Genomic DNA, 26489 nt, shown 5'->3' with positions numbered 1-26489 from the left:
ACCTGTAAAAAGCGAGGGCTCAATAATCGATACGGGGATCGACCAGCATGTAGGAGATATCAATCAGCAGATTCACCCCTACATACACCAGCGAAAACAGCACGATCAGACTCTGAATCACCGTAAAGTCGCGTGACAGCACCGCATCCAGCACCAAACGCCCCAGCCCCGGAATGTTGAAGACCGATTCCGTTACCACCACCCCGCCGATCAGCATGGTGATGCTGATGCCGATAATCGTCAGGATGGGAACCGCTGCATTGCCCAGGGCGTGACGTGTCAGGACACGACGCTCATTCAGACCTTTTGCACGGGCCGTACGGATGTAGTCTTCGTTCAAGGTATCGATCACGCTGGTGCGCACAATGCGGGTAATCAGGGCGATGTACACCGTGCCCAGGGACACTGCAGGCAGAATCAAATGCCGCAAGTGCTCCCATAGGCCATCGCTCAAGGGTTTGTAGCCCTGTACCGGCAACCAGCGCAGCTCCAGCGAGAACAGCAGGATCAACAAGTAAGCCACGATGAATACCGGCACGGAAAAGCCAGCCACCGACCCCGCCATCACAAAGCGATCCAGAGACTTGCCTCTGTACCAGGCCGAGCACACCCCCAGCGGAATCGAAATAGCCAGGGTGTAAGCCAGGGTCAACAAGGTCAGTGACACCGTCGGTCCCAAACGATCCAGCACTAGATCCTTGACCGGGCGACTGGAGATCAGGGACGTACCAAAGTCCCCTTGCACCATGCTGCCCAGCCACTGAACGAACTGCACCGGTACGGGCTGGTCCAGCCCCATCTGGTGACGGATTTCGGCGATCTGTGCATCCGTCGCGTTGTCCCCCGCCACCAGTACCGCGGCATCACCGTGTGTCATGCGCAGGACCACAAAGATCACCAGCGCCACAATCAGCAATACCGGGATAGTGGCCAGTACGCGCTTGAAAATAAGCCCAATCATCGCTTCTCCACATTCCAGAAGACCGGAACCGGGGTTTGCAGAAAGCCGTTCAGGTTCTTGCGCATGGCGCTAACCATCTTGAACTCACCCAGGGGGACGATCACACCTTCATCCATGATGTGTTTTTGCAGATCAGTCGCCAAACGACCCAGTTCGGACTCGCCGCTAGCGCGGGCAAATTCCATGCGTGTATTTTCAATGGCAGGAACATCCGGCCAGCCGAACCAGGCCTTGTCGCCATTGGAGGCCACCGCCATAAAGCTCAAGGGGTTGCTCACATCCACCAGGCCCGAATAGGTGGTGATGATGCTCCAGCCGCCCTCTTGCACGGGACGCTTGGATGTGCGACGTGTCTGCACGGTTTGCCAGTCCATGGCTTCCACGTTGACGGTGAAACCGGCATTGCGTAATTGCTGCGCAATCACAGGCACCACGGGCGAGGTCAGGAAGTCCGTGGGATGCAGCAGAACCACGGGCTCACCCTTGTATCCGGACTGCTCCAGGAGCTTTTTCGCACCGGCAGCATCACCTTTGAAATAGGCTTCAGAGCCCGCTTGTGATGGGAACACGCTGTGGCAGCCAAACACCGCACCGCAGGTTTCAAAGTATTCCGGGTTGCCCACTTGCGCTTGCATCAAGGGCTTCTGATTCAAGGCCATCATGGCGGCCTGACGCACTTGTTTGTTATTGAATGGCGGTTGCAAGAAGTTAAAACGCATCTCGGTCTGCGCACCGCGAGCCGTCGAGGCGTTCAGAACGATGTCGGATTCGTTTTGCAGCAGAGGCAAGAGGTCCAACTGCACTTGGTCGATGACATCAATCTCGCCACTGCGCAGCGCGTTCACCCCTGTCATGGCATCGGGCATGGCCACCCAACGTACGCGGTCTACCTTGACCTGCTTGCCACCGGCCAAACCACTGGCGGGTTCATTGCGAGGTACGTAGTCCGGGTTCTTCTCGAACACGGCCTGCACACCTGGGCGATACTCCTTGTCCACAAAACGGAATGGCCCCGAACCCACGGTAGAGGTAATAGCCTGACTGACCGGTGTGCGTGCCACCTCTTTAGGCATCACAAACAAAGGCAGAGAACTGGGCTTGCCCATCGCTCGCAAGGCAATATCCGTGGGGAAAGAGAACTGCATCACAAAAGAGCGATCATCCACGACCTCCATCTTGGTCAGGAACTCCGTCATGATCTGGCCCATCTTGTCCAATTGAATCCAGCGTTTGATGGACTCCACCGCATCCTCTGCCGTCACTGGCGAGCCGTCATGCCAGCGCAAGTTTTCACGCAAGGTCATGGTGTAGGTCTGGCCGTCCTCGGACACTTTCCAGCCCTCCAGCATCTGCGGTTTGACCTGGCCTTGCGCATCTTCAGCCAGCAAGGTGTCGTACACCATATAGCCGTAGTTGCGCACAATGTAGGAGGTGGTAATGACCGGATCCAGGGAGCGCAAGGGCGCTTCCATCACGGCAGTCAGCGTGGTTTGAGCACTGACGGCCACAGGGGCAATCGCGGTAATAGCAAGGGCAGCCCAGACGGCGGCTAACGATTTGGCAGGACGCAAGCGGTCCTTAAGCAGGTTGCTCATTTTTTGTCTCTCCAGGTAGTTAAAAGCGGTCCGCCTTTGCTCTTGTGGCGGCGGTCCCGTCATCGGGGGTTTACTGCTTATTCACGGGCCAGCTCCACCAAGGCCGATAGCAGAATCGAACATCCCGCTATCAGGTATTTGTCGTGGGTAAACTCTGCCGGGTTGTGGCTCAGGCCACGCACACTCGGTACAAAAATCATGCCTGTGGGGCAGGAACGAGCCAGCATCTGCGCATCGTGCCCGGCACCACTGGGCATGCGCTTGACCGAGCAGCCCAGATCCTTGGCGTGTTGCTCGACCTTGCTGATCAAGCGTTCATCAAACTGCACAGGATCAAAGCGGGCCAAATGGCGATGCTTGATCTGCACACCCTCACGCTCCGCAGCCTGCCGGGCGAAATCCAGCACTTCCTGCTCGGCCTGGTCCAGGCTGACCTTGTCCACATTGCGCAAATCCACGGTGAACACGGCTTTGCTGGGGATCACATTGACCAGATTCGGGAACAGCTCACAACGCCCTACTGTCCCCAGTTGCGGTGGGCCGTAGCGCTCCGTTAACTGACGCACAAAACTGCCGATCTGCTGTGCCACAACACCGGCGTCATGACGCAAATGCATGGGAGTGGTGCCTGCGTGATTGGATACGCCCTGCACTTCAAATTCCAGCCAGCAAATCCCTTGCACTCCAGTCACGGCACCAATATCGATGCTTTCGTGCTCCAGCACCGGGCCTTGCTCAATATGCAGTTCCATATAGGCATGCACATTGGGTTGGCCGCAAGGCACGGAACCGGCGTAGCCAATACGCTCCAGGTTCTCGCGCACGGTGCTGCCATCAATGCCCACGGTGTCCAGCGCCTCTTGCAAGGACAAACCACCTTGAAAGACCAGGCTGCCCATCATGTCCGGTGCAAAGCGTGCGCCCTCTTCATTAGTAAAGGCCACCACTTGCAAGGGACGATCCAGTTGCACCTCAGCATCGTTCAAACTGGCCACCACTTCCAAACCAGCCAGCACACCCAGATTGCCGTCATAACGCCCACCAGTGCGCACCGTATCAATGTGCGAACCCGTCATGACTGGCGCCACATCCAGACGACCGGCGCGTGTCCCGATAATGTTGCCGATCTGATCGATCTGCACACTCATGCCCAGTTCGCGCATCCAGTGAACGACCTGATCCCGACCGGCCTTGTCTTCGTCCGTCAAGGCCAGACGGCAGACGCCGCCCCCGTCGATGGCACCAATCTGCGCCAACTGCGCAATACGCTGCAGCAGGCGTTCGCCATTAATGGCTAAACAAGTGCTGGCTGGGCTGTTCATACCGGCTCCTGAGCCAGCACGTCTTTGGCACTCATACCGACAATGCGCTGATACAGCTCCGCATCGGTATCGCCTTCGCTGGCAAAAAATAGGATTTGGCTGTTTTCATCAATGCCCAAGGCCTGACGCCAATCCGGCTGCTCGCAAGCGGCCATGCAAGCGGCTACACCGGCCACAGCAGACTCACCCGCCACAATCGGCGCATCACCTTTATCCGCACGGGCCAGACGGCGCATGGTTTGCAAGGCAGCATCGTCTTCCAGCGTCATATAGGCATAGGTGCCAGGATCCAGAATTTCCCAGGCCAGCAAAGAGATTTCGCCGCAGGCCAGACCGGCCATCACCGTATTCAAATCACCGGTAACGGTGACCGGTTTACCTTGCACGGCACTTTGGAACAGGCAATCGGCCTTGTTGGGTTCAACCACAATCAAGCGAGGACGCTGTGCACCCAGACGCTCCCACATATGAGCGCACACGGCTGCCGCCAAGCCACCCACACCGCCTTGAATAAAGACATGGCTAACAGGTTTGCCCGAACCGATCTGGTCCAGGGCTTCCTGCACCATGACGGTGTAGCCCTGCATCACATCCTTGGGCACATCCATATAGCCGGGGTAAGACGTATCGGACACCACAAAATAGCCATGCTCTTTGGCATCTTCAGCCGCCTGACGGACCGAATCATCGTAATTGCCGGGCACCCGGACCACCTTGGCCCCGTAGAACGCAATCGCCTGCTCACGACCGGAACTGACGTGCTCATGGATATAGATCACGCACTGGCAACCCGCATTCTTCGCCCCCCAGGCAACCGAACGACCATGATTACCGTCAGTGGCGCACGTGACCGTCAGGCCTGCAATAAAGTCTTTGTAGGCAGGGTTTTTCAGATCATCCAAGCTCAGGCTGGCATTGCCGGTATGGGCCTGCAACTGACGCAGCAACAAGCGATTGACCGCATACGCTCCGCCCAAGGCCTTGAAGCTGCCCAAACCAAAACGACCGGCCTCATCCTTGTAGTACACCCCGCCCACCTTCATCTGCGCGGCCAGACCGGGCAAATGACGTAAAGGGGTAGGCGCATAACCGGGCCACTGCACAATGCTGGCCTTAGCCTGCTCGTAGGCGGCCACCGACAAAATCGATTGCAAGGAGGCGTCGTATTCCTGGCTGTCCTGAACGCAACGAGGGTTCAGATACAGTTGCACCGCGCCTTGCTCCCGAACGGCATGTTTGTTCATGTCTGCTCCACTTTTATGGGTTTAATTATTGGACTTCAAGTCCTGAAAACTGCGATGAATGGATTCAATCTTCTGCAACTTGCGCGCCACCTGCGTCTCGGCCTGCAAGGCCACCCGGCTGACCAGATAATTGATCAAGCTGAGCGTGCCGGTATGCGAGTCAAACAAGTACTCGCCACGTGTAGCCACCGTGAATGCAATGTCTTGCGAACGCAGCAAGGAACTTTCCAGGCCATCCGTCAAAAAGGCCATCTGTACCGACTCGCCCCGCAGATGCTCCACCAAGGAAGGCAATAGCACCGAGCGACGACGAAAGTCCATCACCAAGGCCAGGTCCCCTGCTTCCACATCGGCCAACTGCTCGGTCAGATGGGCAACCGTCCCCACCGCCAGATGCACATCGGAGCGCAGTTGCTGCAATAAGGAGTGGGCATAGCAAGCCAGGATCTGGCCATTGCGGAAACCAAACACCCAGATACGTCGTGCTTTCAAAGCGGCTTGAGTGAAGTTGTCCAGATGCTGTTCAGTGATGTTCTGGAAGGTGGTGGAAATGTTCTGTACGTCTGCATTGATAAACGGCGTCATATCAGCCTGAATACCGCTGCTGGACATGGAGTGCAGGCGCTTGAAAGGAGCACCATCCCCCATTTGCTCGCGGGCTGTGACCCGGAACTCGTTAAAACCGTTAAAACCCAAACGCCGGAAAAAGCGCACCGCGGTAGCTGCTGACACGCCTGCCTTCTCGGCCAGTTCCTGGGCGGAATACGTGGCTAACTGCCCCATATGAGACAAGACCACATCGGCCAAACGCCGCTCCGCACTGGGCAGGACATCGAGAATATCCAGGATCGAATCTTTGATGACCATGACACAACCTAAAATTGAAATTTGTTTTTCATATAATACTTAATAAAATTTAAATTTCAATTATGGCTGCGATGATTTGGCTCCGTATTTACCCTTGGGTTAGATCAAAAAGGTGAATCTGGCGTAGCAAGAAAGAACGTAAACCACTGTTAATTAATGATTAAATTCCAAAACAGGGTTTATTCCAGATAGTCTGAAAACTGAGACTCTCGAGTGAAATCACATCGCAACAAATGAAATATAAATTTCATATTGAAGAGGATGGCGGACTCATGTCACCACAGCAAGTAAAAGCGTAGAAGTGCCAAGGATGTCTTCTGCTGCGCCTGCCACCATGCACTCATCCATCAAGAGTTCAGACTGAAAAAATGCCTATATATGACTTTTTGTATCGCTTATATCAAGACGATAATCACACATTCAACACAAATGAACATTCAAGAGGTAGAATCACCGCAGCTAAGGTCTCAAGCAGCCAGCGGCATAGCAAGCGCGCCGCGAGAGTCGCTAGTGACTCTGATGAGACACTACGCACAACACACCCAAGCATGAAGAAAGCGTCACACTGCAACAAACGTTAATCGATAGAATGGATTGTTTGTTGAACAGAGCAGGATAACGCTGGAAATTAACGCTTTCCCATCAAGAACATGCACTCCCATATCTCTATGCATGCGCAGTGCAGCACGACCTTATCGCGACAAGGTGTTACCTTGCTGAAACGACAAGAATTGATCAGAGACAAAGAACGAGACGTTAAATTGCAATTAAATTAGTTGAGGCGCCCTCCCCCCAACTTCGTAGCAGATTAGATAACACTCATATGGACAATGAATTCAAAGATTTCCCGGACCGGATCAACTTGGCAATCGCGCGAGCCGGTGGCGCAAAGAGCTTGGCGGATAAAATGGGAATGTCCACATCAGTGTTACGAAGTTGGCGTTCAGGGAACTCCGACCCCTCTCGTTCAAGCCTGGTAAAAATGGCCCAGGCAAGCAATCTGTCGGTCAGTTGGCTGGCATCAGGCGAAGGCAGCCCTACTCCCTGTGAGCCATCATCCACAGTGCTGGAACTGGATATCCTGGAGGAAATCATCACCAAGGCGCAGTTATTATTTCAGGCAAAAAGCGTAGGCCTGCGGCCAGAAGCAGAGGCACGCATTATTCGTCTGGTTTATGAGATGTACTTGCGTCAGGGGAAAAAGATGGATGAAACTAGTCTGAATAACTTGATTGAATTGGCATCATTCAGATAACGATAGTGATACCTAATTTCATTTGCTGACAGACCTGTATCTCTACGCAGTCAGCGTAATAGCTAAAGACGGACTATCTACGGGCGTTCGAAAGCAACATTTCTATATCTAGTCGGCCGCAAAAACATACCCAACGCCCCACACAGAACGAATAGGGAGTCGTTCACCATGCAAGGCCACCTTGCGTTTCAACCGACTAACCACCACATCGATATAGCGACTCGTGGGTTGCCCCTCTTCTTTATCGCTAAACAGTTTTTCCCGCGTTACAGGCTCGGGACTTACTTCCAACAATACCCGCATTACCCGTCGCTCAGCCCCCGTCAGTGCTACCGCATGGCTTCCGGGTGTCATCAAGCGCCATCCATCCTCCAACAAGCTCCAGCCGCAGATTGGGCCGTGTGTAAGGCGGAAATCATTCGCGTTGAATTCTACGGGAGCAGGCAGCAAAGCCTTGTCCCTGCTCTCTAAATACTTGGCCTTCAACGCCAATTCACGTCGACGCAAGGCTTGGATACTGGCCAGGACCTCCATGCTTTGGGCACGTTGATCCAAACAGATATCAGCACCTGCCAGCATCAAAAACCCACTGTGTACAGACGAAAGCATCTCATCGACTCGCAAAACAACAATACCTATAGTCGGCGACTGTGCCCGCAAACATCCGACATCCCGCAGCAATTCTTGCTTGTGCGAACACATCATCATTAACTCACCTGGCTCGGCGGAATCCAAACATAACTCCGCAGCACTTCTTTCCTGAAGCACACGCAATGGGATTCCCCATAAAGAAAAATCAGTAGCCAGCCGCTGGATTAGATCATTGTCGTCAAATAACAATATGATTTTTTCAATCCTGAACAATCGCAATCTCCCTTTTGCTAAAAATATGCCCGCACGCAGGCAATCTGCCGACCATACTAAGCGGCAGCGACATAACACTGATATCCGGATTGTTATTTACTGACTGAAACCTTGGTGCCTGAGGGAAGGCCTGGCGCTAAAGCGCGTGGAACCTGGTATTCGCCAAAGAACAAACCCCTGATGATCTTGGCGAACACCACGGCTAAAAATCACGCATACTGAATTATGCAAAAAGCTCATATTCTTGACAAAACACCAAGAAAGATAATAATTGACACTTTTCGTGCTACGCAAACACGAATTAAATCAATTTACTTTAGATCCGAATAATAAGGCAAGTACTTGTCGCCATCAAGCAATATCTTGCCTAAATAACCAGCAAAAATAAGTACATGAATTTGCTAAAGAAAGAAGTGTTTTCAAACGCTAATATCGTTACGAATCGTACTGTCACTACCACTAGAAGCCGCTCTTGCATCCAGCGTGATGCACCTAGGAAAAAGCTCCAGACAAAAAAAAGCCTGCATATTCTGCAGGCTTTTTCTTTTACAGCATCCCTAATTGCAAGCGGGCTGATTCGCTCATGCGTTCCCGGCTCCACGGTGGGTCCCAAACCAGATCCACAACGGCCTTTTCAACGCCCTGAATAGTCTCCAGCTTGTAGCGGGCCTCATCAGCAATCATGGTGCCCATGCCGCAGCCAGGCGCCGTCAGCGTCATTTCCATGGTCATGGAAAAGGTCTCTGGGCCAGTTTGCGTGACGTGGCAGGCGTAGACCAAGCCCAGGTTGACGATATCAACGGGAATTTCCGGGTCATACACGCTGGAGAGCACAATCCATGCGGCGTCTTCAATGGTTTTTTCGCTCAGGGGCAGCTCGGGAACAAACACCTCGGGCTTATCCTGGGACTCAAAACCCAGCGCATCGGCATCGACACCTTCAATCCGGTACAGGTTGCCCTCTACCATCACGGTATAGCTGCCACCCAGCTTCTGGGTAATGGTTGCCGTACAGCCCGACTCGATCGTGACGGGCGCACCGTAAGGGATACTGACGGCCGGGCAATCCCGGCTGACCAGCACATCATGTCGTTCAAAGTAACTCATGGCTTGCTTGCGCCTTTATTCAGTTTGCGCGGTTTCTTTGGCCTGATTGATAGCGTTATGCAGGGTATGCCAGGCCAAGGTGGCACATTTAACCCTTGCAGGGAATTCACGCACACCTGATAACACTTCCAGCTTGCCCAGGTCTCGATCGGGATGGGCCTCTGTCAACATGGCGTGCATGTCTTTAAAGAGAGACTCAAACTCGGCCAGACTCAGGCCCTTCACCGCTTCAGTCATCAAAGATGCTGAAGCTTTGGAAATAGCGCAGCCATGCCCCACAAAACTGACTTTCTTCACAATGCCGTCTTCGACGACCGCGTAAACAGCCAGTTGATCCCCACACAGAGGATTGTGGCCATTGGCAAAATGGCTGGCATTTTCTATTACTTCAAAGTTACGCGGGCTACGGTTGTGGTCGAAAATAACCTCTTGGTAGAGCTCGCGCAGCCCGTTGAAATCCTGGCTCATTTAGCCAACTCCAAATAGTTTTTGAGCTTTGCGCAGGCTGCCCAGCAAAGCATCAATATCAGCGTAATCGTTGTACAAGGCAAAAGAGGCACGAGCAGTACCAGGAATGCCAAAGCGGGTCATCAAGGGCATGGCGCAGTGGTGACCGGCACGTACAGCAACACCATCCATATCCAGAATGGTGCCCAGATCGTGCGGGTGAATGCCGTCCACCAGGAAGGACACAATGCCCGCCTTGTGTGCAGCCGTCCCAATGATGCGAATACCCGGCATCGCCAGCAAGGCTTCGGTCGCGTAATCCAGCAGCAAGGCCTCGTGATCAGCAATGCGTTGCATGCCAATCGCCATCAAATAGTCGATGGCGGCAGCCATGGTAATGGCACCTGCGATATTTGGCGTACCCGCTTCAAAACGCTGTGGCACAGGCGCGTAATTGCTTTGCTCGAAACTGACGGTGGTGATCATGTCACCGCCGCCCATCCAGGGCGACATGCTGTCCAGAATCTCGTAGCGCACGTACAAGGCGCCCATACCGGTCGGGCCGTACAGCTTGTGCGCCGAAAAGGTATAGAAGTCAGCATCCAGAGCCTGAACGTCCACCACACCGTGGGGAACGGATTGAGCACCATCCACCAGCACCTTGGCACCGACTGCATGGGCCTGACGGGTCATTTCGGCAATGGGGTTGATCGTACCCAGGGCGTTGGAAACGTGTCCAATAGCCAGCAAACGGGTTTTTTCGTTCAGCAGTTGCTTGAATGCTTCCTGATCCAGTTCACCGTTGTCCAGCACTGGCACCACGCGAATGATGGCTCCGGTACGTTGAGCAACAAGCTGCCAAGGCACGATGTTGGAGTGATGCTCCAGGCCTGTCAGCAGGATTTCATCACCTGCTTTCAGGTTATCCATGCCCCAGCTATAGGCCACCAGATTGATGGATTCTGTTGTGCCGCGTGTAAAGACAATTTCTTCATCGCGTGCGGCATTCAGAAATGCCCGCACTGTACTTCTGGCCTGATCGTACAGCTCAGTAGCGTGCTGAGACAGCCAATGCACACCGCGATGGATGTTCGCATTGGACTGCTCATAGAAACGCGCTTCGGCTTCAATAACCGAGCGCGGCTTTTGCGTCGTCGCCCCGTTGTCCAGATAGGACAGGCGTTGACCCCGGATGGGGCGCGCCAGGATAGGGAAATCCTCGCGGTGATTCAGCAAACCAGCAGCAGTTACGGGCATAGGCGCATTCATGCAAGCTCTCCAAGGGCAAGACCGCCGGGCAACAAAGCATTGATACCAACTGTGGCACGGCTACGTAGACTCTCGGAAGCAATACGCTCCAGGGACTGGGCCGCAAACGCGTAGATCAGCATATTGCGAGCGTCTTCCATCGTCATACCGCGCGAGCGCAGATAAAACAGGCTGTCCGCATCCAGTTGACCCACCGTGGCACCGTGTGCGCACTTGACGTCGTCCGCATAGATTTCCAGCTCGGGGCGGGAATCCGCTCGTGCCATCTTGGACAAGAGCAAGCTGTCCGACCGCTGCACCGAATCTGTACCGTCAGCGCCCTTGCCAACCAGAACACGACCACTAAATACGCCGCGAGCGGTGTCGGCCAGAATACCGCGGTAGAACTCACGGCTTTGGCAGTTAGGCTGGGCATGATCAATGATGGTGTTGTGGTCTACGTGACGGCGGCCATCTACAAAGTACAAACCATTGAACAAGGTTTCGCAGCGTTCGCCGTTGAATACGGTAGCAATATCGTTACGGGCGATACGAGCACCGAAGGACAGGGAGTGCGAATTGAATACCGAGCCACGGCCTTGCTGCACATCGATTGCAGCCAGGTGGAAGTCTTGCAGAGCTTCCTGCTGCAACTTCATGTGCGTCAGGTTGGCATCAGGAGACACATTCAGGCGCGTAACCACGCTGCTCAAGGAAGCGTCGGTGCCGTCCTGACCCAGATAGTGTTCCACTACGGTTGCACTGGCACCGGATTCCAGAGAAATCAGGTTACGGGTAAAGCTGGCACTGCCCCCTTGCGTGCGTACAAACACCAAGTGAACAGGCTGCTCCAGGTGTTTACCGGCAGCGATATGCAGCGCAGCACCGTCCTGGGCCAAGGCCAGGTTCAAGGCAGCGGTGGACGCCCCCCGGGACTCATCCCCGTACGCTTGTTGCAACCAGTCCGCATCTTGTTCCAGACAGGCGCTGAGCGACGACAAGCGCACGCCAGCAGGCAACTCACGCAGATGCGACAAGGACGCGTCGTAATGCCCATCCACAAAGACCAGGAAATACCCGTCTTCTTCCTGACGCACTGCAGCCACCGTCTCGGCAGCCGAGGCCGATTTCTGAGGTGCAAAGCTTTGTTGTTCCAGCAAAGCCAAAGAGGTGTGATGCCAGGCTTCAATACGCGTGGTTGGCCAGCCTTCTTGTGCAAAACGATCCAGGGCGCGCTGACGCATAGCGCTTAGCCATGGCAGACCGGCCCCAGGTGCTTGTGCAGCCTGAGCGGCAAAGCTGTTGACCCAATCTGGCAGACTCATACCGCAGCTCCCTTGGCTTTTTGTTCGGCGGCTGCTTGTTCCAGCACCCAGCCGTAGCCACGTTCTTCCAGTTCCAGAGCCAATTCACGGCCACCGGAACGGATAATCTGACCACCCGCCAGCACGTGCACGAAGTCAGGCACGATGTAGTCCAGCAGACGTTGGTAGTGCGTAATCACCAGCAAGGAACGCTCGGGGGAACGCAGACGGTTCACGCCGTCCGCAACCACGCGCAAAGCGTCAATATCCAGACCGGAGTCGGTTTCATCCAGAATGGCCAGTTTGGGTTCCAGCAAGCTCATTTGCAGAACTTCGTTGCGTTTCTTTTCGCCGCCGGAGAAACCTTCGTTCACGGAGCGATACAAGAACTCTTCACGCATACCAACAATCTTCATTTCCTCTTTAACGCGCTTGAGGAAGTCCATGGCGTCCAGCTCAGGCAAACCCTGATGACGGCGCACGGCGTTCACGGAAGCACGCAGGAAATAGGCGTTGGAGACACCGGGAATTTCAATGGGGTACTGGAATGCCAGGAACAGGCCGGAACGGGCACGGTCTTCGATCTTCATTTCCAGCAGGTCTTGACCCAGCCAATCCACCGAACCACCTTCAACGGTGTAGTCTTCACGGCCAGCCAGCACCTGGGACAAGGTGCTCTTGCCCGAGCCGTTCGGGCCCATGATGGCGTGAACTTCGCCGGGATTGATCTGAAGATTCAGACCTTTAAGGATAGGTTTATCTTCAACCGAAGCGCGCAAATCTTTAATCGTCAGCATTTCATTATTCTCCTTAACCTACACTGCCTTCCAAGCTGACGCCGAGCAAATTCTGTGCTTCGACCGCAAACTCCATGGGCAATTCTTTAATTACTTCTTTACAAAAGCCGTTCACGATCATGGAGACGGCATCTTCGGCAGTCAGGCCGCGCTGCATGGCATAAAAGAGCTGGTCCTCACCAATGCGCGAAGCCGTTGCTTCGTGTTCCACACTGGCGCTGGGATTCTGCACTTCCATGGTTGGGAAGGTGTGTGCAGCACAGCGCTTGCCAATCAGCAGCGAATCACACTGGGTGTAATTGCGGGCGTTCTCTGCCTTGGGGGTAATACGAACCAGGCCGCGATAGGTATTGATACCTTGGCCCGCCGAAATCCCCTTGGAGATAATCGTGCTGCGGGTATTGCGACCCATATGAATCATTTTGGTGCCGGTATCGGCTTGCTGACGGTGATTGCTCAGGGCGACCGAGTAGAACTCGCCTTGAGAATCATCGCCGCGCAGCACCACGCTGGGGTATTTCCAGGTGATGGCCGAGCCGGTTTCAACCTGCGTCCAGGAGATGTGCGAACGTGCGCCACGGCATTCGCCACGCTTGGTGACGAAGTTGTAGATGCCGCCTACGCCGTCCTTATCACCGGGATACCAGTTTTGCACGGTAGAGTACTTGATCTTGGCGTCATCCAACGCGACCAGTTCCACGACCGCTGCGTGCAATTGGTTTTCATCGCGCATCGGCGCCGTACAGCCTTCCAGGTAACTGACCGAAGCGCCCTCTTCCGCAATGATCAAGGTGCGCTCGAACTGGCCGGTGTCGCGGGCATTGATACGGAAGTAGGTGGACAACTCCATCGGGCAGCGTACGCCTTTGGGGATGTACACAAAAGAACCATCGGAGAACACGGCCGAGTTCAGTGCGGCGTAGAAGTTGTCGCTAGGAGGGACAACCGTACCCAGGTACTTTTTGACCAGTTCCGGGTATTCACGCACGGCTTCGGAAAAGGAACAGAAGATCACGCCCACTTCTTCCAGTTCTTTGCGGAAGGTGGTGGCAACCGAGACCGAGTCAAACACGGCGTCAACGGCCACACCGGCCAGACGAGCGCGTTCGTGCAAAGGCACACCCAATTTTTCGTAGGTGCGCAGCAATTCGGGATCTACCTCGTCCAGGCTCTTGGGGCCGTCGGCCTTGCTCTTGGGTGCGGAGTAATAGCTGATGTCCTGGAAGTCGATGGGTGGATATTCCACAATCGACCACTTGGGATACTTCATGGTCAGCCACTGGCGGTAAGCCGCCAGGCGCCATTCCAGCATGAACTCCGGTTCGCGTTTTTTCGCGGACAGGAAACGGATGACGTCTTCGTTCAGACCTTTCGGAATGGTTTCAGACTCGATGTCGGTGACAAAGCCTGCCTCGTAATCACGATCGAGGAAGGTGTCCAGATGTTCGTTGACGGTACTCATTCGGTTAACTCCACGTTGGAGGTGCTCGCCTTGTTTCTGTTTTTCAATTCGGGACCCGGCTTGTGTGTCAGGGGAAATTCGGTAACGGGCACGCGTATCATGTCTGCAACACTGACTTCTTCCAAAGTGCGCCGGACAATATCGTTGATTCGCTGCCAGTTACTACGTATATGGCAATCCGACTCCACGGAACAGGCCCCGGGAGTGGCAACACACTCGGTCAAGCCAAAAGGCTGCTCTTCCAGTGCATCAATAATCTGCGCTACACTTATCTGTTTGGCGGGGCGGCCCAACACATACCCTCCGCGCGCGCCTCGGCTGCTGATCACCAGCTCGTGCTGGCCCAGCAGTTTAAGCACCTTGCTGACAGTTGGTTGGCCCAAGCCCAGGATGGCGGCCAAGTCAGACGCACTGAACACACGGTCTGGATCGCCAGCCATGTGTGTCAGCACCAAAGTGCCGTAATCAATGATTTTACTGATTCGCAGCATTCCTTCTCTCTGAACAGGTCGTAGAGCCATATAGTACCGCTTTGGTACTATATGGTCAAATTATCCCTGCAGACTTTGCTGGATATTCCACATACGGGCATAGGCGCCATCCCGTGCCAAAAGCTCGGCATGCGTGCCCTGCTCCACAATCTGCCCACGCTCCAGAACCAGAATCAAATCCGCGTCTGTAATCGTGGATAAACGGTGGGCAATGATCAAGGTGGTGCGGTCTCGAGCGATCTCGTTCAGCTCGGACTGGATTGCGCGTTCGGTACGGGTGTCCAAGGCACTGGTGGCCTCGTCCAGAATCAACACAGGCGGGTTCTTCAAAAGTGTGCGGGCAATAGCCACGCGCTGCTTTTCACCGCCAGACAGCTTCAAACCTCGCTCCCCCACTACCGTCTCGTAGCCATCCGGCAGACTCAGGATAAAGTCGTGAATGCTGGCCGCACGCGCCGCCGCCACAATTTGTTCTTTGCTGGCATCGGGGCGACCGTAAGCGATATTGTGCAAAATCGTGTCATTAAACAGGACAGTGTCCTGCGGCACGATACCAATATGACGGCGCAGGCTCTCTTGTGTCCAATCACGCAGCTCGCGGTCATTCAACAGGATACGACCTTCGCTGACGTCGTAAAAACGAAACAGCAGGCGCGACAAAGTCGATTTGCCAGCTCCGGAAGAACCCACCACCGCCACCGTTTTACCAGCCGGAATCTCGAAGCTCAGGTTTTGAATGACTTTGCGGCGGCTATCGTAGGCAAAGCTGACGTTCTCGAAGCGCACACCCGCCTGCTCACAGGACAAGACCTGAGCGTTCGGCGAATCGGTCACCTCTTGCTTGCGGCGCAGCAAAGAGAACAGACGCTCCATATCAGCCAGAGAATTCTTGATTTCGCGATACACAAAGCCCAGAAAGTTCAACGGCGCATAAAGCTGGGTCAGGAACGCAGAGACCAGGACAACGTCACCCACTGTCATGGTTCCGGCCAGCACCCCTTGCGCCGACATGAACAGCAGCGCCGTCACCCCGATACTGATAATCGAGGCCTGCCCAATATTGAGCAGATTCAGCGAGACCTGATTACGTACAGCCGCCTGGACCCATTGCCCCATATTCTGGTCATAGCGATCAATTTCGTAATCCTCGTTGCCGAAGTACTTGACCGTCTCGTAATTGAGCAAGGCATCAATGGCGCGAGAATTCGCCCGGCTATCCAGGTCATTCATGGCACGTCGATACCGCATGCGGCGCTCTGTCACTAACAAGGTAAACACAATGTAGGCGGCAATCGTCCCCAAGGTGACGGCTGCAAACGCCCACTCGTAACGCCACAGCAAGATGCCACAGACCAGCGCGATTTCCAGCAAGGTAGGCAGAATATTAAAGACCAGAAAATTCAGCAAAAAGCTGACACCCTTGGTGCCGCGCTCTATATCCCGGCTTAAGCCGCCCGTTTGCCGCTCGGTATGAAAGCGCAAGGACAGATCCAGCAAGTGGCGAAAAACATTATTCGCAATCAGACGCACCGAACCCTGCGTGACTCGGGCAAACAAGGCGTCCCGTATTTCCCCCAAGGCGCTGGAGGCCAAACGTACCGCGCCATAGCCCAGTAAAGCGGCGACCGGCAGCATCAAGGCTGTGGCTGGCAAACTCAAGGCATCGATGACCTGCTTCAGGTAGATCGGCATCATCACGGTTGCGACTTTCGCCAGCAGCAAACAGGACAAGGCCAAGACCACACGAGTCTTGAATCGCCAAACGTAGGGGAATAAGGATTTCAGGGTGCTCAAACCACCGGAGACACCATCAAGCACTTCAGGACGAGGAGGCACGCGCAATAGGTCCGTGTCGAACAGCACCAGGCCGCAGAACCACAGACAGCTTAAAAAATAAGTTGCAGCACAACGCTGAAATCAAGGGCAGATAGGCAGGCCGCCTATGTCACCAGCAGATAAGGCCCTGCTATGCCCTTGATGCGAATGTAGAAATAAGGCCCGCTAACCAAGAAGCCAACAAGAAAAGGCCAGGTCGCGAGCAACAAGAAAGTATAGCCTTTTGCGTCTGGCTTCCTCGGCAAGACCCTGCTGTCTGCGTGTTTGTTTGCCCGATTAATGGCCTACAAACCACAGTGCGGAGAGCGACAATCCAGGCCACCACAGAAAAAGCGCTGCAAATCAGGAAATATACGGCTTGCCACTGCAAAGAAAATGCTGGCAATCCAGCACTTTGTTACCTTCAAGCCTTAGGCGAAAAGCATACAATACCTGCTTGTCTAAAACAGGCGCAGACACCTTGCCCGTTGCGCCTGGCACCTGACATCTGCTTCTTGACTCCCTTTACCGTGCAAAACTCATTCATGCCGTCTTCTTCTTTTTCGTATTCTTCTTCCCTGGATCAGTTAGCCGCACAAGACAGCCAGGCGCTGGATTTGCTGTACGACCAGGAAGCGCCGTTAATGCTGGCTTTGGGCCAGGCCGTTTTAGGTCGCCGCATTGATGCCGAAGAGGTATTGCGCGACAGCTTCGTCCTGCTCTGGAAGAATGCCGCCGGCTATGACCCTGATTTAGGCGAAGGCCGTGCCTGGATTTACAGCATTCTGCGTTTCAGGCTGCTGGCCCGCCTGCGTCAACGCAGTCAAAGTGGAGACAACAACTACGCACTACCCGCCATCAAGCCACAAGGCGGACAGCGCTTCATTCCAGCCTTGGGCAAGCTCGATGGCACCAGCCAACGAGCCATGATCCATGCCTATTTGCACGGCAATAGCTATGAGCAGTTAGGCCCTCAATTGAACCGCTCGCCTGCTCAATTGCGTGCGGTGGTTCAGCATGGCCTGCAGCAGCTTAGTACCTTGATCAATGAAGGGAATGCCAACGATCCCCGTCATGCGGTCATGATTGGCGAATACACGCTGGGGCTCCTAAGCCAGCATGAACTGGCCCAAGCCCATACCTTGATGCAACAAAATGATCAGGCCGCCCGTTTGGCCCTGGCTTGGGAACAAGCCTGGCTGGAGCTGGTGGATTGCTTGACCCCAACTGTGCCCGCCCCGACCAGCCTGGCGCATATTCATCACACCCTGGGCTTGCCTCCTCCCGCAGCGCGTCGCCAAGCTGGCAGCACAACAAGTCCTGCCAGCGGCGAAGCACCTGCCAGCAAAGAAAGCAGCGTCAGCAGCAAGGCCAGCCCCCATAGCCCAGCACCAAAAGCAGAACGGCAAGAGCCCAGCATCAAGGTCAGCGCTCCTGCAGACAGCGCACCCACCGCTGCCGCCACTCGTACCGAACCCCGTTGGTCTGCCAGCAGCCCCAGCGTCAACGACAAGGCTGACGAGCACACTCCGCCCTTCCCTACCTTGTTACGTGCGGACTCCGACCCTGCCAACAAAAGCACGGCAACGGAACCTGAAGTAGCACCGCCCGCAGCACCCAAAGTTGCGGACAAGAAAAAGCTGGTTAAGGCCGAACCTGAGGCCCTGGCAGCCGAGAAACGCAAACCTGAATCTGTTGTAGACGGCGAACGCGAGTCTCGTGGCTTTGCGCTTCCTAAACCGCTGCTGCTGGGTGGTTTGGCCGCTGTACTTATTCTGGGCCTGGTCATTGCCTTGCTCATGAATCTGAACTCGGAGCCACCGGTCAACGTGATTGAGATGAAACCCCGTCAAGCCGCCATTTTGCAGGCACCGGGCCAATCCTCCACGCCCGCCTGGATTGCCACGGTTGACCCACAAGGCAATGTACTGCTGGTGCCCAAGGTCAGCACCGAAGTCAAAGCGACCCAATCCGTACAGTTGTGGACACACACCCCGCGCGGAACTCAAATTCGTTCTTTGGGCCTGATTGACCCCAACCGCCCTATTACCGTGCCCGCTGGCTTGATTGGCACAGTGGAAGATGAGCAGATTTTTGAAATGACGCTAGAGACAGAAGGCGGTTCCAATAGCGGCGCACCCGAAGGCCCCGTCCTGTATATTGGCCGCATCGTCAGCTTTGGGCAGTTGGACACCCTGCCCAACACCAATAACGAAGCTAACGCGTCCGCAACTCGTTCCTGAACGCCGCATCCAGACGTTCCAGCTCGTCAATTTCCTCTACCGTGAAGCCCGCCTCCAGGCGGGCTTTGCGATTAAAAGGCCCACGCAAGCGCGGCGCACGATAACGCTGCGCCAATTCACCATAGGTATCGAAGTCCGACAAGCCCTGCTCCTGGCACACTTTGCGATACCAGTAATTCCCCAAAGCTACATGGCCCACCTCATCCCGCAAGATGATGGCAATAATGGCTGCGGCTTTCTCATCCCCGGCCTCCAACAACTTGCGATGCACAAGAGGACAAGCATCCAGACCACGCGCTTCCAGGGTACGAGGCACCAGGGCCATACGCGCCAAGAAATCAAACCGGGTACGCTCCGCCATATCCCAGAGCCCATCGTGGACAGGTAGATCGCCGTAGCTGATGCCCAAGGTTTGAAGATGATTGTTGAGCAGCTCAAAATGCAAGGCTTCCTCAACCGCCACTTGCAACCAGCCTGCATAAAAAGCATCCGGCAAACCGGGATAGCGCCACAACACATCCAAAGCCAAATTAATGGCATTAAATTCGATGTGGGCCAAGGAATGTAAAAGCGCAGCCCGCCCCGGTATCGTACGCACAGAACGCTTAGGCACATGCTGCGGGTTCACAAACTGCAAACCAAGGGGCCGTCCAGGCACGCCAGGCGGTTCCTCCAAATGTTCGTCCGCCCCGACGGGCAAACCGTGCCCAATGGCCCGAACCGCTGCCAACTTGGCAGCCGGTTCCTGCACCAGCAAAGCATCTAAAGCCTGACTGCGTAAACTCACCGCCCATCCCTTCCATAAAAAAGGTCGGCTCCAAGGCCGACCTTCATTCCCGCAGGACAATCAAGGATTACTGGGCAGAGCCCGGGTCCGTCATTGCCAAAGCCTGGTCCAACATGGTCTGAATCTGTCCCAGATTCGTGCGCAAGGCCTGCATTTCCTGCCCGGTCAGGCGCACAGCGGCTTCCTGATCAAAAGGCATATCCGGGCCATCACCCAAGCGGTTACGCGCACCACTGATGGTAAAACCTTCGTCGTACAACAAACCGCGAATTCGACGAATCAGCAGCACTTCGTGGTGCTGGTAATAACGTCGATTTCCACGTCGCTTGACGGGCTTTAACTGCGTAAATTCCTGCTCCCAATAACGCAGGACATGGGGCTTGACCAGACAAAGCTCGCTGACTTCACCAATAGTGAAATAACGTTTGGCTGGGATAGGAGGCAAGGTCGCCGTCTTTTCGTTTGTGCTCATGGCCACTAATGCTCATCGACAATAGGAGTGATTTTACACGTTCAGTCAGGCAAAACTGTACGCAAACGTACCAGGACTTAGTCCTGTTCATCCTCAGGTGACACTGGCGCCCCTTCGACTACGCTTTTCAGCTTTTGACTGGCATGAAAGGTCACAACCCGTCGAGCCGAAATAGGAATGACTTCACCCGTTTTGGGGTTACGACCCGGGCGCGGAGGTTTATCCCGAACCTGGAAATTCCCGAAACCGGACAACTTGACCTCGACACCCTCAGCCAGGGAATCGCGGATCTCCGCAAAGAAGGTATCCACAATATCTTTGGCTTCGCGTTTATTCAAGCCAACACGTTCAAACAAGAGTTCGGCCAAATCCGCCTTGGTCAAAGTACGCTCTACGTTCATTGTGTCTCCTTATGCCCTTGCCCGTGCACCATGCGCGGACACCAGTGCTGCCAACAATACCTCCAGGCATTGTTCGACACGCTCATCGTCCAGCGTGGTGGCGCTGTCTTGCAACCAGAAGCGAATCGCCAGACTCTTTTCCGATGCATCGTTCTTGTCGCGCCAAACGTCAAACAATTGAATGTCTTTAACGATGGCTGCCTGTTCTGCGCTGCTACGCACCTTGTTCAAGGTATCGAGCACAGCTTGATAGGATACGTCTTTATCCAGCCAAACTGCTAGATCTCGTTGCACCACAGGCTGCTTGGATACTTCTTGAGCATGCACGACCTCGTCATGCGAAATGGCATCTACATCCACTTCAAAGACCACAGGCGCTTGATTCAAGCCGAATTCGGCCAGCCACTGGGGATGGATTTCACCAATCCAGCCTATGGTTTTACCATCCAGCTTCACGCTGGCGCTACGGCCTGGGTGCAAGGCGGGGTGAGCTTCAGGCTCGAAACGAACTTGAGCAGCCCGCTGGCCTAGCAAGGTTTCCAGATCACGTTTAACGTCAAAGAAGTCAACTGGACGATCTGGCTGACCCCACTGCTCGGTTACGACCGGGCCCCAGGCAGCAGCCGCAATGCGGTTGGGCTGGTGGATACCGGCCACAGTCAAAGGACCATTTTCTTGAGAAGCATCGCGCATGAAAACGCGACCGAACTCGAACACACGTACGCGCGACTGACGGCGGTTGGCGTTGCGTTCAATATTGGCCAGCAGACCAGGAATCAGACTGGTACGCATCACCGCCAATTGGCTGGCAATGGGATTCAGCAAACGGATAGGATCAGCCTGTCCGTTAATGTCTTTTTCCCAGGACTCCTGCACAAAGGAGAAGTTGATCACTTCCTGGTAGTCCTGGGCAGCCAGCACAGCGCGCAAGGCGTGCGGGCCACGTAAGGACTCAACGGGCACACGCATTTGCGCGGCAGCGACCGGAGGCAGATCAGGAATATTTTCAAAACCGTAAATACGGGCGACTTCCTCGATCAGGTCTTCTTCGATCGTCAAATCGAAACGGAAGCTGGGAGGATTGACCGTAAAGACACCGTCAGCGACTGAGAAGCTCAAGCCCAGCAAGGTGAAAATGCTCTCAACCTGCTTTTGATCCAGCGGAATACCCAGAACACGGCGGCAGCGATCCAGACGCATGGCCACTGGCTTGCGCTCGGGCAAGGCAACAACCTGATCGTCCATAGGACCAGCCTGACCACCGCAGATTTCCAGGATCAGCGCTGTAGTGCGTTCCAGATGCGGGGTAATGGAGTCGAAGTCCACGCCACGCTCAAAGCGGTGGCTGGCGTCGGAAGAAAACTTGTAGCGACGAGCACGGCCCATGATGGCTTCTGGCCACCAGAAAGCGCCCTCCAGATACACATCCGTCGTGTCCAGCGTGACAGCACTTTGTTCGCCGCCCATGATACCGGCCATGCTTTGCGGTACATCGTTAACCGCGATCACGCCAACATCGGTATCCAGCTCGACGTTCAAACCGCTCAGCAGCTCCAGTTGCTCGCCTTTACGTGCCCAACGCACTTCCAGACCGGCTTGTACGTGCTGCAAATCGAACACGTGCGTAGGACGGCCCAGTTCCAGCATGACGTAATTGGAGATGTCCACCAAAGCGGAGATCGAACGCTGACCGCTACGTTCCAGACGGGTTTTCATCCAGTCCGGAGTTTTCGCACGCGCATTGACGCCACGAATTACACGACCGGCAAAACGGCCGCACAGATCAGCGTCTTTCACGGAGACGGAAACGCGATCTTCAATCGTGACAGGAGCAGGAGTGAAGTCTGGCAGTGTCAGTGGTTCGCCAGTCAAGGCGGCCACTTCACGCGCCACGCCCAGCACGGACAAGCAGTCCGCACGGTTAGGCGTCAACTTCAATTCGATAATCTGGTCATCCAGATCCAGCAGTTCACGCAGGCTCTGGCCCACTGGTGCATCTGCATCCAGTACCAGCAAACCGTCGTGATCCTGGGACAGGCCCAATTCACGGCCCGAGCACAGCATGCCGGCGGATTCCACGCCGCGCATTTTGACCGGGCCAATTTTCATGCCACCGGGCAGTTCTGCACCAACACGTGCAACCGGGATCTTGATGCCTTGAGCCGCATTGGGCGCACCGCACACAATCTGCAGCAGCTTGCCCGAGCCGTCATCGACCTGGCATACGCGCAGGCGGTCAGCGTCGGGATGAGGGGCAATCTCGGCAATAAAGCCAACGACAACATTCTCGAACGCTGGCGCGGCGGCTTGAATTTCTTCAACCTCCAGGCCAGCCATCGTCAGTTGATGACCCAGTTCTTCAGTTCCCAGTTTGGGATTCACAAAGCGGCGCAGCCACGATTCGGAAAATAACATGATGCAAAGATGGAGACGTAAAACGGCGTATACCGGAACCGACCGGGCCTAAGAGGCCCAGCGGCGCGAAGTAGGAATCAACGATTGAACTGCTTCAGAAAGCGCAGATCGCCTTCAAAGAACTGGCGCAAATCGTTAACACCATAGCGCAACATAGTCAGGCGCTCCAGTCCGGAACCAAAGGCGAAACCGATGTAACGCTCTGGGTCCAAACCGAAATTGCGCACCACTTGCGGGTGAACCTGCCCGGAACCGGAGATTTCCAGCCAACGGCCCTTGTTGGGACCGGAGGAGAACATCATGTCAATTTCGGCGGATGGCTCGGTAAAGGGGAAGAAAGAAGGTCGAAAGCGTACGACCAGATCGTCGCTTTCAAAGAAGGCACGCAGGAAATTGGTGTAGACGCCTTTAAGATCAGCAAAGGAGATGTTCTCGGCAATCCACAGCCCTTCCACCTGGTGGAACATGGGCGAGTGGGTGGCATCACTATCAACACGATAGGTGCGGCCGGGGGCAATCACTTTGATGGGCGCCTGATTCATGCGGGCGTAACGCACCTGCATGGGGCTGGTGTGCGTGCGCAGCAAATAGGGTTCGCCAGTCTCGTCCTGCATGTCCACGTAGAACGTGTCGTGCATGGAGCGGGCGGGATGGTTTTCAGGGCTGTTCAACGCCGTGAAGTTGGTCCAGTCGTTTTCGATTTCGGGGCCGTCAGCCACTTCAAAACCGATAGAGCGGAAAATGGCCTCGACGCGCTGCCAAGTCTGGATGACGGGGTGAATACCGCCAATACCACGACCACGGCCGGGCAAGGTCACATCAATTTGTTCTTGAGCCAGTCGCTGGTTCAATTGTTCTGCCGCCAGGGCAGCACGACGATCGTTCAGCAAATCTTCAATTTCGCGCTTGAGCACGTTGATGCTGGCACCTGCTGCTTTTTTCTGCTCCGGCTCCATCTGGGCAAGGCCTTTCATCAAGGCAGTGATGGCACCTTGTTTGCCCAAAAATCGAGCTTTAGCGTTTTCCAGCGAGGCGGCGTCCTGAGACTGCTCAAATAAGGCCCGAGCCTGGGCAATCAGATCGTCGTGGGAGGAAGTCATGGCGTGTTACTTTCCAAAAACAAACGGAGCCCCAAAGGCCCCGTTTGTGAACTATACAGTCAGATACCGCTTAAGCAGCCAGAGCGTTCTTAGCCTGTGCAACAACAGCAGCAAAACCTGCTTTGTCTTTAACAGCCAAGTCAGCCAGAACCTTACGGTCCAAAGCGATGGAGGCTTTGTTCAGGCCGGCGATAAACTGGCTGTAGCTCATGTCCAGTTCGCGGCAAGCTGCGTTGATACGGGTAATCCACAGCGAGCGGAATACGCGTTTCTTGTTACGGCGGTCACGGTAGGCGTACTGACCTGCCTTCATGACAGCCTGTTTGGCTATACGGAATACATTACCGCGACGACCGCGAAAACCTTTGGCCTGGGCAATTACTTTCTTGTGGCGTGCGCGTGCGTTAACACCGCGTTTTACTCGTGACATGTGTGATTCCCCTGATTAAGCGAAAGGCATCATTGCTTTTACGGAAGCGACGTCGGCTTTATGAACCTCGACGGCACCGCGCAACTGACGTTTGTTCTTGGTCGTCTTCTTGGTCAGAATGTGACGCTTGAACGCTTGGCCCCGCTTGATGGAACCGCTACCACGAACCACAAAGCGCTTGGAGGCGCTTTTTTTGGTTTTCATTTTAGGCATGAAATTACTCGACTAATTTGTGTCTGCGGGTGGTCGCCCAGGAAGCTGGCTGACACTTGTATGACCCAAAACAGGCACTTATTTTTTTCTTTGCCCGCTGCCAGAACAAGTCCAAACAGGGGAAAAGCTCTTGATTATAGGGTGATTCTTGGAGGATTGTCCAGATATCACGGGGATTTTTTATAGATAAAGCGTTGTTGGCAAGCCATCAAGGAAAACCAGAAACGGTGCCCACTATCGAATGCGCCCCAGGACATACGATCCAGTCGATCTTCGCGAGAGACTCTGTTTTCCTCTGCTCAACTTCACAACCCCCTCCCTACGACTAGCGAATCCAGCCCCTGGATCACTCCAGGCATAACAACGCCTATGCCCTTGCTTATTTCATGCATTACTAGAATGACAACTATTTTCGCGACATCTATCCCACCTAAAAAGCCAACTTTAAATATAAATAGCATACAGAAAATTAATAAACTAAAAACAAAATACCGCCAAATAACAATAAAAAACAAAAATAACAACTAAATAATAAATAATTAGGCAGAAAATAAAAATAGCCGACACACCATAGGCAAGCAAAGCAATTCAAGTAAGCGCACATACTGCAAGCCAACTCATAACTGGCGCAACTTGCAGTCTATTCATATATTTCGTAAACATCTTTGACAGAATTTTTGCAATCAACTTAACTAATAAAAATTCAAAAAAATAAAATTGAATTGAAAGATAGAGTCTTTTAAAAAATCGATTTTATAAAAAACAAAATAACGAAAGACTTTTTGGTGCAGTAAAAACCCTTCCACTCTTATTTTTGGAGTATTACCATGAGCACGATTACTGATCACAAACAAGTATTGGCATGGATTAACGCCCTGGACATTCCAGACGCTCCTGCCGGCGGCAACCGTGTAGCCGCACGAGCCACCAGCGATGCCGACGAAGATGGCGCCGTCGTTGCCAAAGCGAGCATCCCTTGCTTTGTCAGCGGATTGACCGAACAATCCCGCGCCGATGTGCAAAACAGCACCTTGTTGATGCAACTGGCCGCTGACAAAAAATACCCCAACGAAAATGATCGGGAAAAATGGTTCAAGTTTTACTCCGATGGGCTGACCAACTTGGGCTGGGGGAGTAGCAGCAGCTTCTTTGAGCGCTTCCAACCCAAAAACACGGATGTCACCATGGACCAGGTTGTACTGGAGGTGATATTGACAGTCGTCAACAACGTCAATAATCCGCTGTACAAAATTGCCCAGGAAACCTTTGGCGCCTTGAACAAGCCCGCCAATCAAAAACCCATGAAGCTGTTTGACCACAGCAGCACCAAAGAAGACCGCGGCAAATTCCAGATTTTGCCCGCTGGCCAGGATCAGCACGGCACCGTCAGCATGGTGCTGACCGCCATCAATGCACGGACCGACATTCAATCCGGCAGCTTCCTGTTCTGGAAATGGAGCAAATCCACCGCTTGGCTCTACCGCGCCGCCAACTTGATTGTGCTCAATGAATCGGTTTACTCAAAGGTGCGTCAGGCAGTCGTCGACAAGCTGGGCGAGAACGCCGTGAACTTTGTACTGGATTTGGATATTTAAGCACTGAACGAGGCCCGGCCTGTAAAGCCGGGCGTTGCTCTTGCTGACACTCGA

Annotated in this window: 24 protein-coding genes; 3 read left to right on the top strand and 21 right to left on the bottom strand. The window is 54.3% G+C overall.

From position 1 onward, the window contains the following. Nucleotides 1–19: 19 nt before the first annotated feature. The 5 genes from OSH09_RS02980 to OSH09_RS02960 all read right to left on the bottom strand — a co-directional run bounded on the left by OSH09_RS02980 (nucleotide 20) and on the right by OSH09_RS02960 (nucleotide 5989). Nucleotides 20–961, bottom strand: a complete 942-nt coding sequence (locus OSH09_RS02980) for an ABC transporter permease (RefSeq protein ID WP_026482654.1) — start codon at nucleotides 959–961, stop codon at nucleotides 20–22. After that, nucleotides 958–2556, bottom strand: a complete 1599-nt coding sequence (locus OSH09_RS02975) for an ABC transporter substrate-binding protein (RefSeq protein WP_266120094.1) — start codon at nucleotides 2554–2556, stop codon at nucleotides 958–960. The genes OSH09_RS02980 and OSH09_RS02975 overlap by 4 nt, the downstream gene beginning before the upstream one ends. 77 nt (nucleotides 2557–2633) lie before the next feature. After that, entirely contained in the window at nucleotides 2634–3878 is a 1245-nt protein-coding gene (locus OSH09_RS02970) for a Zn-dependent hydrolase (RefSeq protein ID WP_266120093.1), read from the bottom strand. Continuing rightward, the gene (locus tag OSH09_RS02965; protein ID WP_266120092.1) at nucleotides 3875–5122 is read right to left on the bottom strand and encodes a diaminopropionate ammonia-lyase; all 1248 of its coding nucleotides are present in this window, start codon (nucleotides 5120–5122) and stop codon (nucleotides 3875–3877) included. The genes OSH09_RS02970 and OSH09_RS02965 overlap by 4 nt, the downstream gene beginning before the upstream one ends. A gap of 21 nt (nucleotides 5123–5143) precedes the next feature. Next, nucleotides 5144–5989 (bottom strand): MurR/RpiR family transcriptional regulator, encoded by an 846-nt coding sequence (locus OSH09_RS02960; protein ID WP_207874595.1) that lies wholly within the window; start codon nucleotides 5987–5989, stop codon nucleotides 5144–5146. A gap of 823 nt (nucleotides 5990–6812) precedes the next feature. Here OSH09_RS02960 and OSH09_RS02955 point away from each other — a divergent pair. Next, the gene (locus tag OSH09_RS02955) at nucleotides 6813–7244 is read left to right on the top strand and encodes a helix-turn-helix domain-containing protein (protein WP_207874591.1); all 432 of its coding nucleotides are present in this window, start codon (nucleotides 6813–6815) and stop codon (nucleotides 7242–7244) included. A gap of 108 nt (nucleotides 7245–7352) precedes the next feature. Here OSH09_RS02955 and OSH09_RS02950 read toward each other — a convergent pair whose 3' ends face one another. From OSH09_RS02950 to OSH09_RS02910, 9 genes are all read right to left on the bottom strand, one after another. Further along, the gene (locus OSH09_RS02950) at nucleotides 7353–8108 is read right to left on the bottom strand and encodes a winged helix-turn-helix domain-containing protein (protein WP_266120091.1); all 756 of its coding nucleotides are present in this window, start codon (nucleotides 8106–8108) and stop codon (nucleotides 7353–7355) included. A gap of 546 nt (nucleotides 8109–8654) precedes the next feature. Next, nucleotides 8655–9215: a putative Fe-S cluster assembly protein SufT gene (gene sufT, locus OSH09_RS02945; RefSeq protein WP_207874585.1), complete on the bottom strand. Its 561-nt coding sequence runs from the start codon at nucleotides 9213–9215 to the stop codon at nucleotides 8655–8657. Between the two features lie 15 nt (nucleotides 9216–9230). Continuing rightward, nucleotides 9231–9683, bottom strand: coding sequence for a Fe-S cluster assembly sulfur transfer protein SufU (gene sufU, locus OSH09_RS02940; protein ID WP_207874582.1), 453 nt, complete (start codon nucleotides 9681–9683; stop codon nucleotides 9231–9233). After that, on the bottom strand, nucleotides 9684–10931 hold the full coding sequence (locus OSH09_RS02935; RefSeq protein ID WP_266120090.1) for a cysteine desulfurase: 1248 nt from the start codon (nucleotides 10929–10931) through the stop codon (nucleotides 9684–9686). Further along, entirely contained in the window at nucleotides 10928–12235 is a 1308-nt protein-coding gene (gene sufD, locus OSH09_RS02930) for a Fe-S cluster assembly protein SufD (protein WP_266120089.1), read from the bottom strand. The genes OSH09_RS02935 and sufD overlap by 4 nt, the downstream gene beginning before the upstream one ends. Further along, the gene (gene sufC / locus OSH09_RS02925) at nucleotides 12232–13011 is read right to left on the bottom strand and encodes a Fe-S cluster assembly ATPase SufC (protein WP_094196592.1); all 780 of its coding nucleotides are present in this window, start codon (nucleotides 13009–13011) and stop codon (nucleotides 12232–12234) included. Before sufC ends, sufD begins: the two co-directional genes overlap by 4 nt. Nucleotides 13012–13024: 13 nt before the next feature. After that, nucleotides 13025–14473 carry a Fe-S cluster assembly protein SufB gene (gene sufB / locus OSH09_RS02920; protein WP_003800345.1) on the bottom strand — a complete coding sequence of 483 codons (1449 nt, stop codon included), beginning with the start codon at nucleotides 14471–14473 and terminating at the stop codon, nucleotides 13025–13027. Continuing rightward, entirely contained in the window at nucleotides 14470–14964 is a 495-nt protein-coding gene (locus tag OSH09_RS02915) for an SUF system Fe-S cluster assembly regulator (protein WP_207874574.1), read from the bottom strand. The genes sufB and OSH09_RS02915 overlap by 4 nt, the downstream gene beginning before the upstream one ends. 60 nt (nucleotides 14965–15024) lie before the next feature. Beyond that, nucleotides 15025–16806, bottom strand: a complete 1782-nt coding sequence (locus OSH09_RS02910; RefSeq protein ID WP_266120534.1) for an ABCB family ABC transporter ATP-binding protein/permease — start codon at nucleotides 16804–16806, stop codon at nucleotides 15025–15027. A 518-nt stretch (nucleotides 16807–17324) separates the two neighbouring features. Here OSH09_RS02910 and OSH09_RS02905 point away from each other — a divergent pair. Further along, nucleotides 17325–19022, top strand: coding sequence for an anti-sigma factor domain-containing protein (locus tag OSH09_RS02905; protein WP_266120088.1), 1698 nt, complete (start codon nucleotides 17325–17327; stop codon nucleotides 19020–19022). On the opposite strand, the gene OSH09_RS02900 is transcribed toward OSH09_RS02905, so the two are convergent. The 7 genes from OSH09_RS02900 to rpmI form a co-directional block, all read right to left on the bottom strand. Then, complete coding sequence (locus OSH09_RS02900; protein ID WP_207874567.1) at nucleotides 18997–19809, bottom strand: ferritin-like domain-containing protein; 813 nt, start codon at nucleotides 19807–19809, stop codon at nucleotides 18997–18999. The two genes, OSH09_RS02905 and OSH09_RS02900, sit on opposite strands and share 26 nt — an antisense overlap. Before the next feature lie 67 nt (nucleotides 19810–19876). Next, nucleotides 19877–20281 carry a MerR family transcriptional regulator gene (locus OSH09_RS02895; protein WP_108727425.1) on the bottom strand — a complete coding sequence of 135 codons (405 nt, stop codon included), beginning with the start codon at nucleotides 20279–20281 and terminating at the stop codon, nucleotides 19877–19879. Nucleotides 20282–20358: 77 nt separating this feature from the next. Then, on the bottom strand, nucleotides 20359–20682 hold the full coding sequence (locus tag OSH09_RS02890) for an integration host factor subunit alpha (protein ID WP_207874564.1): 324 nt from the start codon (nucleotides 20680–20682) through the stop codon (nucleotides 20359–20361). Between the two features lie 9 nt (nucleotides 20683–20691). After that, entirely contained in the window at nucleotides 20692–23097 is a 2406-nt protein-coding gene (gene pheT, locus OSH09_RS02885; protein WP_207874561.1) for a phenylalanine--tRNA ligase subunit beta, read from the bottom strand. A 77-nt stretch (nucleotides 23098–23174) separates the two neighbouring features. Beyond that, the gene (gene pheS / locus OSH09_RS02880) at nucleotides 23175–24197 is read right to left on the bottom strand and encodes a phenylalanine--tRNA ligase subunit alpha (RefSeq protein WP_207874558.1); all 1023 of its coding nucleotides are present in this window, start codon (nucleotides 24195–24197) and stop codon (nucleotides 23175–23177) included. Nucleotides 24198–24267: 70 nt separating this feature from the next. Further along, entirely contained in the window at nucleotides 24268–24627 is a 360-nt protein-coding gene (gene rplT, locus OSH09_RS02875; RefSeq protein WP_009454390.1) for a 50S ribosomal protein L20, read from the bottom strand. Between the two features lie 15 nt (nucleotides 24628–24642). Further along, nucleotides 24643–24840 carry a 50S ribosomal protein L35 gene (gene rpmI / locus OSH09_RS02870; protein ID WP_003800367.1) on the bottom strand — a complete coding sequence of 66 codons (198 nt, stop codon included), beginning with the start codon at nucleotides 24838–24840 and terminating at the stop codon, nucleotides 24643–24645. A gap of 827 nt (nucleotides 24841–25667) precedes the next feature. Here rpmI and OSH09_RS02865 point away from each other — a divergent pair. Next, nucleotides 25668–26435: a hypothetical protein gene (locus OSH09_RS02865; RefSeq protein ID WP_266120087.1), complete on the top strand. Its 768-nt coding sequence runs from the start codon at nucleotides 25668–25670 to the stop codon at nucleotides 26433–26435. The last annotated feature ends 54 nt before the right edge of the window (nucleotides 26436–26489 follow it).

The sequence above is a fragment of the Alcaligenes parafaecalis genome (assembly GCF_026344135.1).
Taxonomy (GTDB): Bacteria; Pseudomonadota; Gammaproteobacteria; order Burkholderiales; family Burkholderiaceae_B; genus Alcaligenes; species Alcaligenes parafaecalis.
The sequence above is the reverse complement of the archived record's forward strand: the minus strand, read 5'-3'. Positions and strand labels throughout refer to the sequence as shown.

Coding starts and splice junctions, on each gene's coding strand:
- OSH09_RS02980 (WP_026482654.1), bottom strand. CDS start 961: ATGATTGGGCTTATTTTCAAGCGCGTACTGGCCACTATCCCGGTATTG.
- OSH09_RS02975 (WP_266120094.1), bottom strand. CDS start 2,556: ATGAGCAACCTGCTTAAGGACCGCTTGCGTCCTGCCAAATCGTTAGCC.
- OSH09_RS02970 (WP_266120093.1), bottom strand. CDS start 3,878: ATGAACAGCCCAGCCAGCACTTGTTTAGCCATTAATGGCGAACGCCTG.
- OSH09_RS02965 (WP_266120092.1), bottom strand. CDS start 5,122: ATGAACAAACATGCCGTTCGGGAGCAAGGCGCGGTGCAACTGTATCTG.
- OSH09_RS02960 (WP_207874595.1), bottom strand. CDS start 5,989: ATGGTCATCAAAGATTCGATCCTGGATATTCTCGATGTCCTGCCCAGT.
- OSH09_RS02955 (WP_207874591.1), top strand. CDS start 6,813: ATGGACAATGAATTCAAAGATTTCCCGGACCGGATCAACTTGGCAATC.
- sufT (WP_207874585.1), bottom strand. CDS start 9,215: ATGAGTTACTTTGAACGACATGATGTGCTGGTCAGCCGGGATTGCCCG.
- sufU (WP_207874582.1), bottom strand. CDS start 9,683: ATGAGCCAGGATTTCAACGGGCTGCGCGAGCTCTACCAAGAGGTTATT.
- OSH09_RS02935 (WP_266120090.1), bottom strand. CDS start 10,931: ATGAATGCGCCTATGCCCGTAACTGCTGCTGGTTTGCTGAATCACCGC.
- sufD (WP_266120089.1), bottom strand. CDS start 12,235: ATGAGTCTGCCAGATTGGGTCAACAGCTTTGCCGCTCAGGCTGCACAA.
- sufC (WP_094196592.1), bottom strand. CDS start 13,011: ATGCTGACGATTAAAGATTTGCGCGCTTCGGTTGAAGATAAACCTATC.
- sufB (WP_003800345.1), bottom strand. CDS start 14,473: ATGAGTACCGTCAACGAACATCTGGACACCTTCCTCGATCGTGATTAC.
- OSH09_RS02915 (WP_207874574.1), bottom strand. CDS start 14,964: ATGCTGCGAATCAGTAAAATCATTGATTACGGCACTTTGGTGCTGACA.
- OSH09_RS02905 (WP_266120088.1), top strand. CDS start 17,325: ATGCCGTCTTCTTCTTTTTCGTATTCTTCTTCCCTGGATCAGTTAGCC.
- OSH09_RS02895 (WP_108727425.1), bottom strand. CDS start 20,281: ATGAGCACAAACGAAAAGACGGCGACCTTGCCTCCTATCCCAGCCAAA.
- OSH09_RS02890 (WP_207874564.1), bottom strand. CDS start 20,682: ATGAACGTAGAGCGTACTTTGACCAAGGCGGATTTGGCCGAACTCTTG.
- pheT (WP_207874561.1), bottom strand. CDS start 23,097: ATGTTATTTTCCGAATCGTGGCTGCGCCGCTTTGTGAATCCCAAACTG.
- pheS (WP_207874558.1), bottom strand. CDS start 24,197: ATGACTTCCTCCCACGACGATCTGATTGCCCAGGCTCGGGCCTTATTT.
- rplT (WP_009454390.1), bottom strand. CDS start 24,627: ATGTCACGAGTAAAACGCGGTGTTAACGCACGCGCACGCCACAAGAAA.
- rpmI (WP_003800367.1), bottom strand. CDS start 24,840: ATGCCTAAAATGAAAACCAAAAAAAGCGCCTCCAAGCGCTTTGTGGTT.
- OSH09_RS02865 (WP_266120087.1), top strand. CDS start 25,668: ATGAGCACGATTACTGATCACAAACAAGTATTGGCATGGATTAACGCC.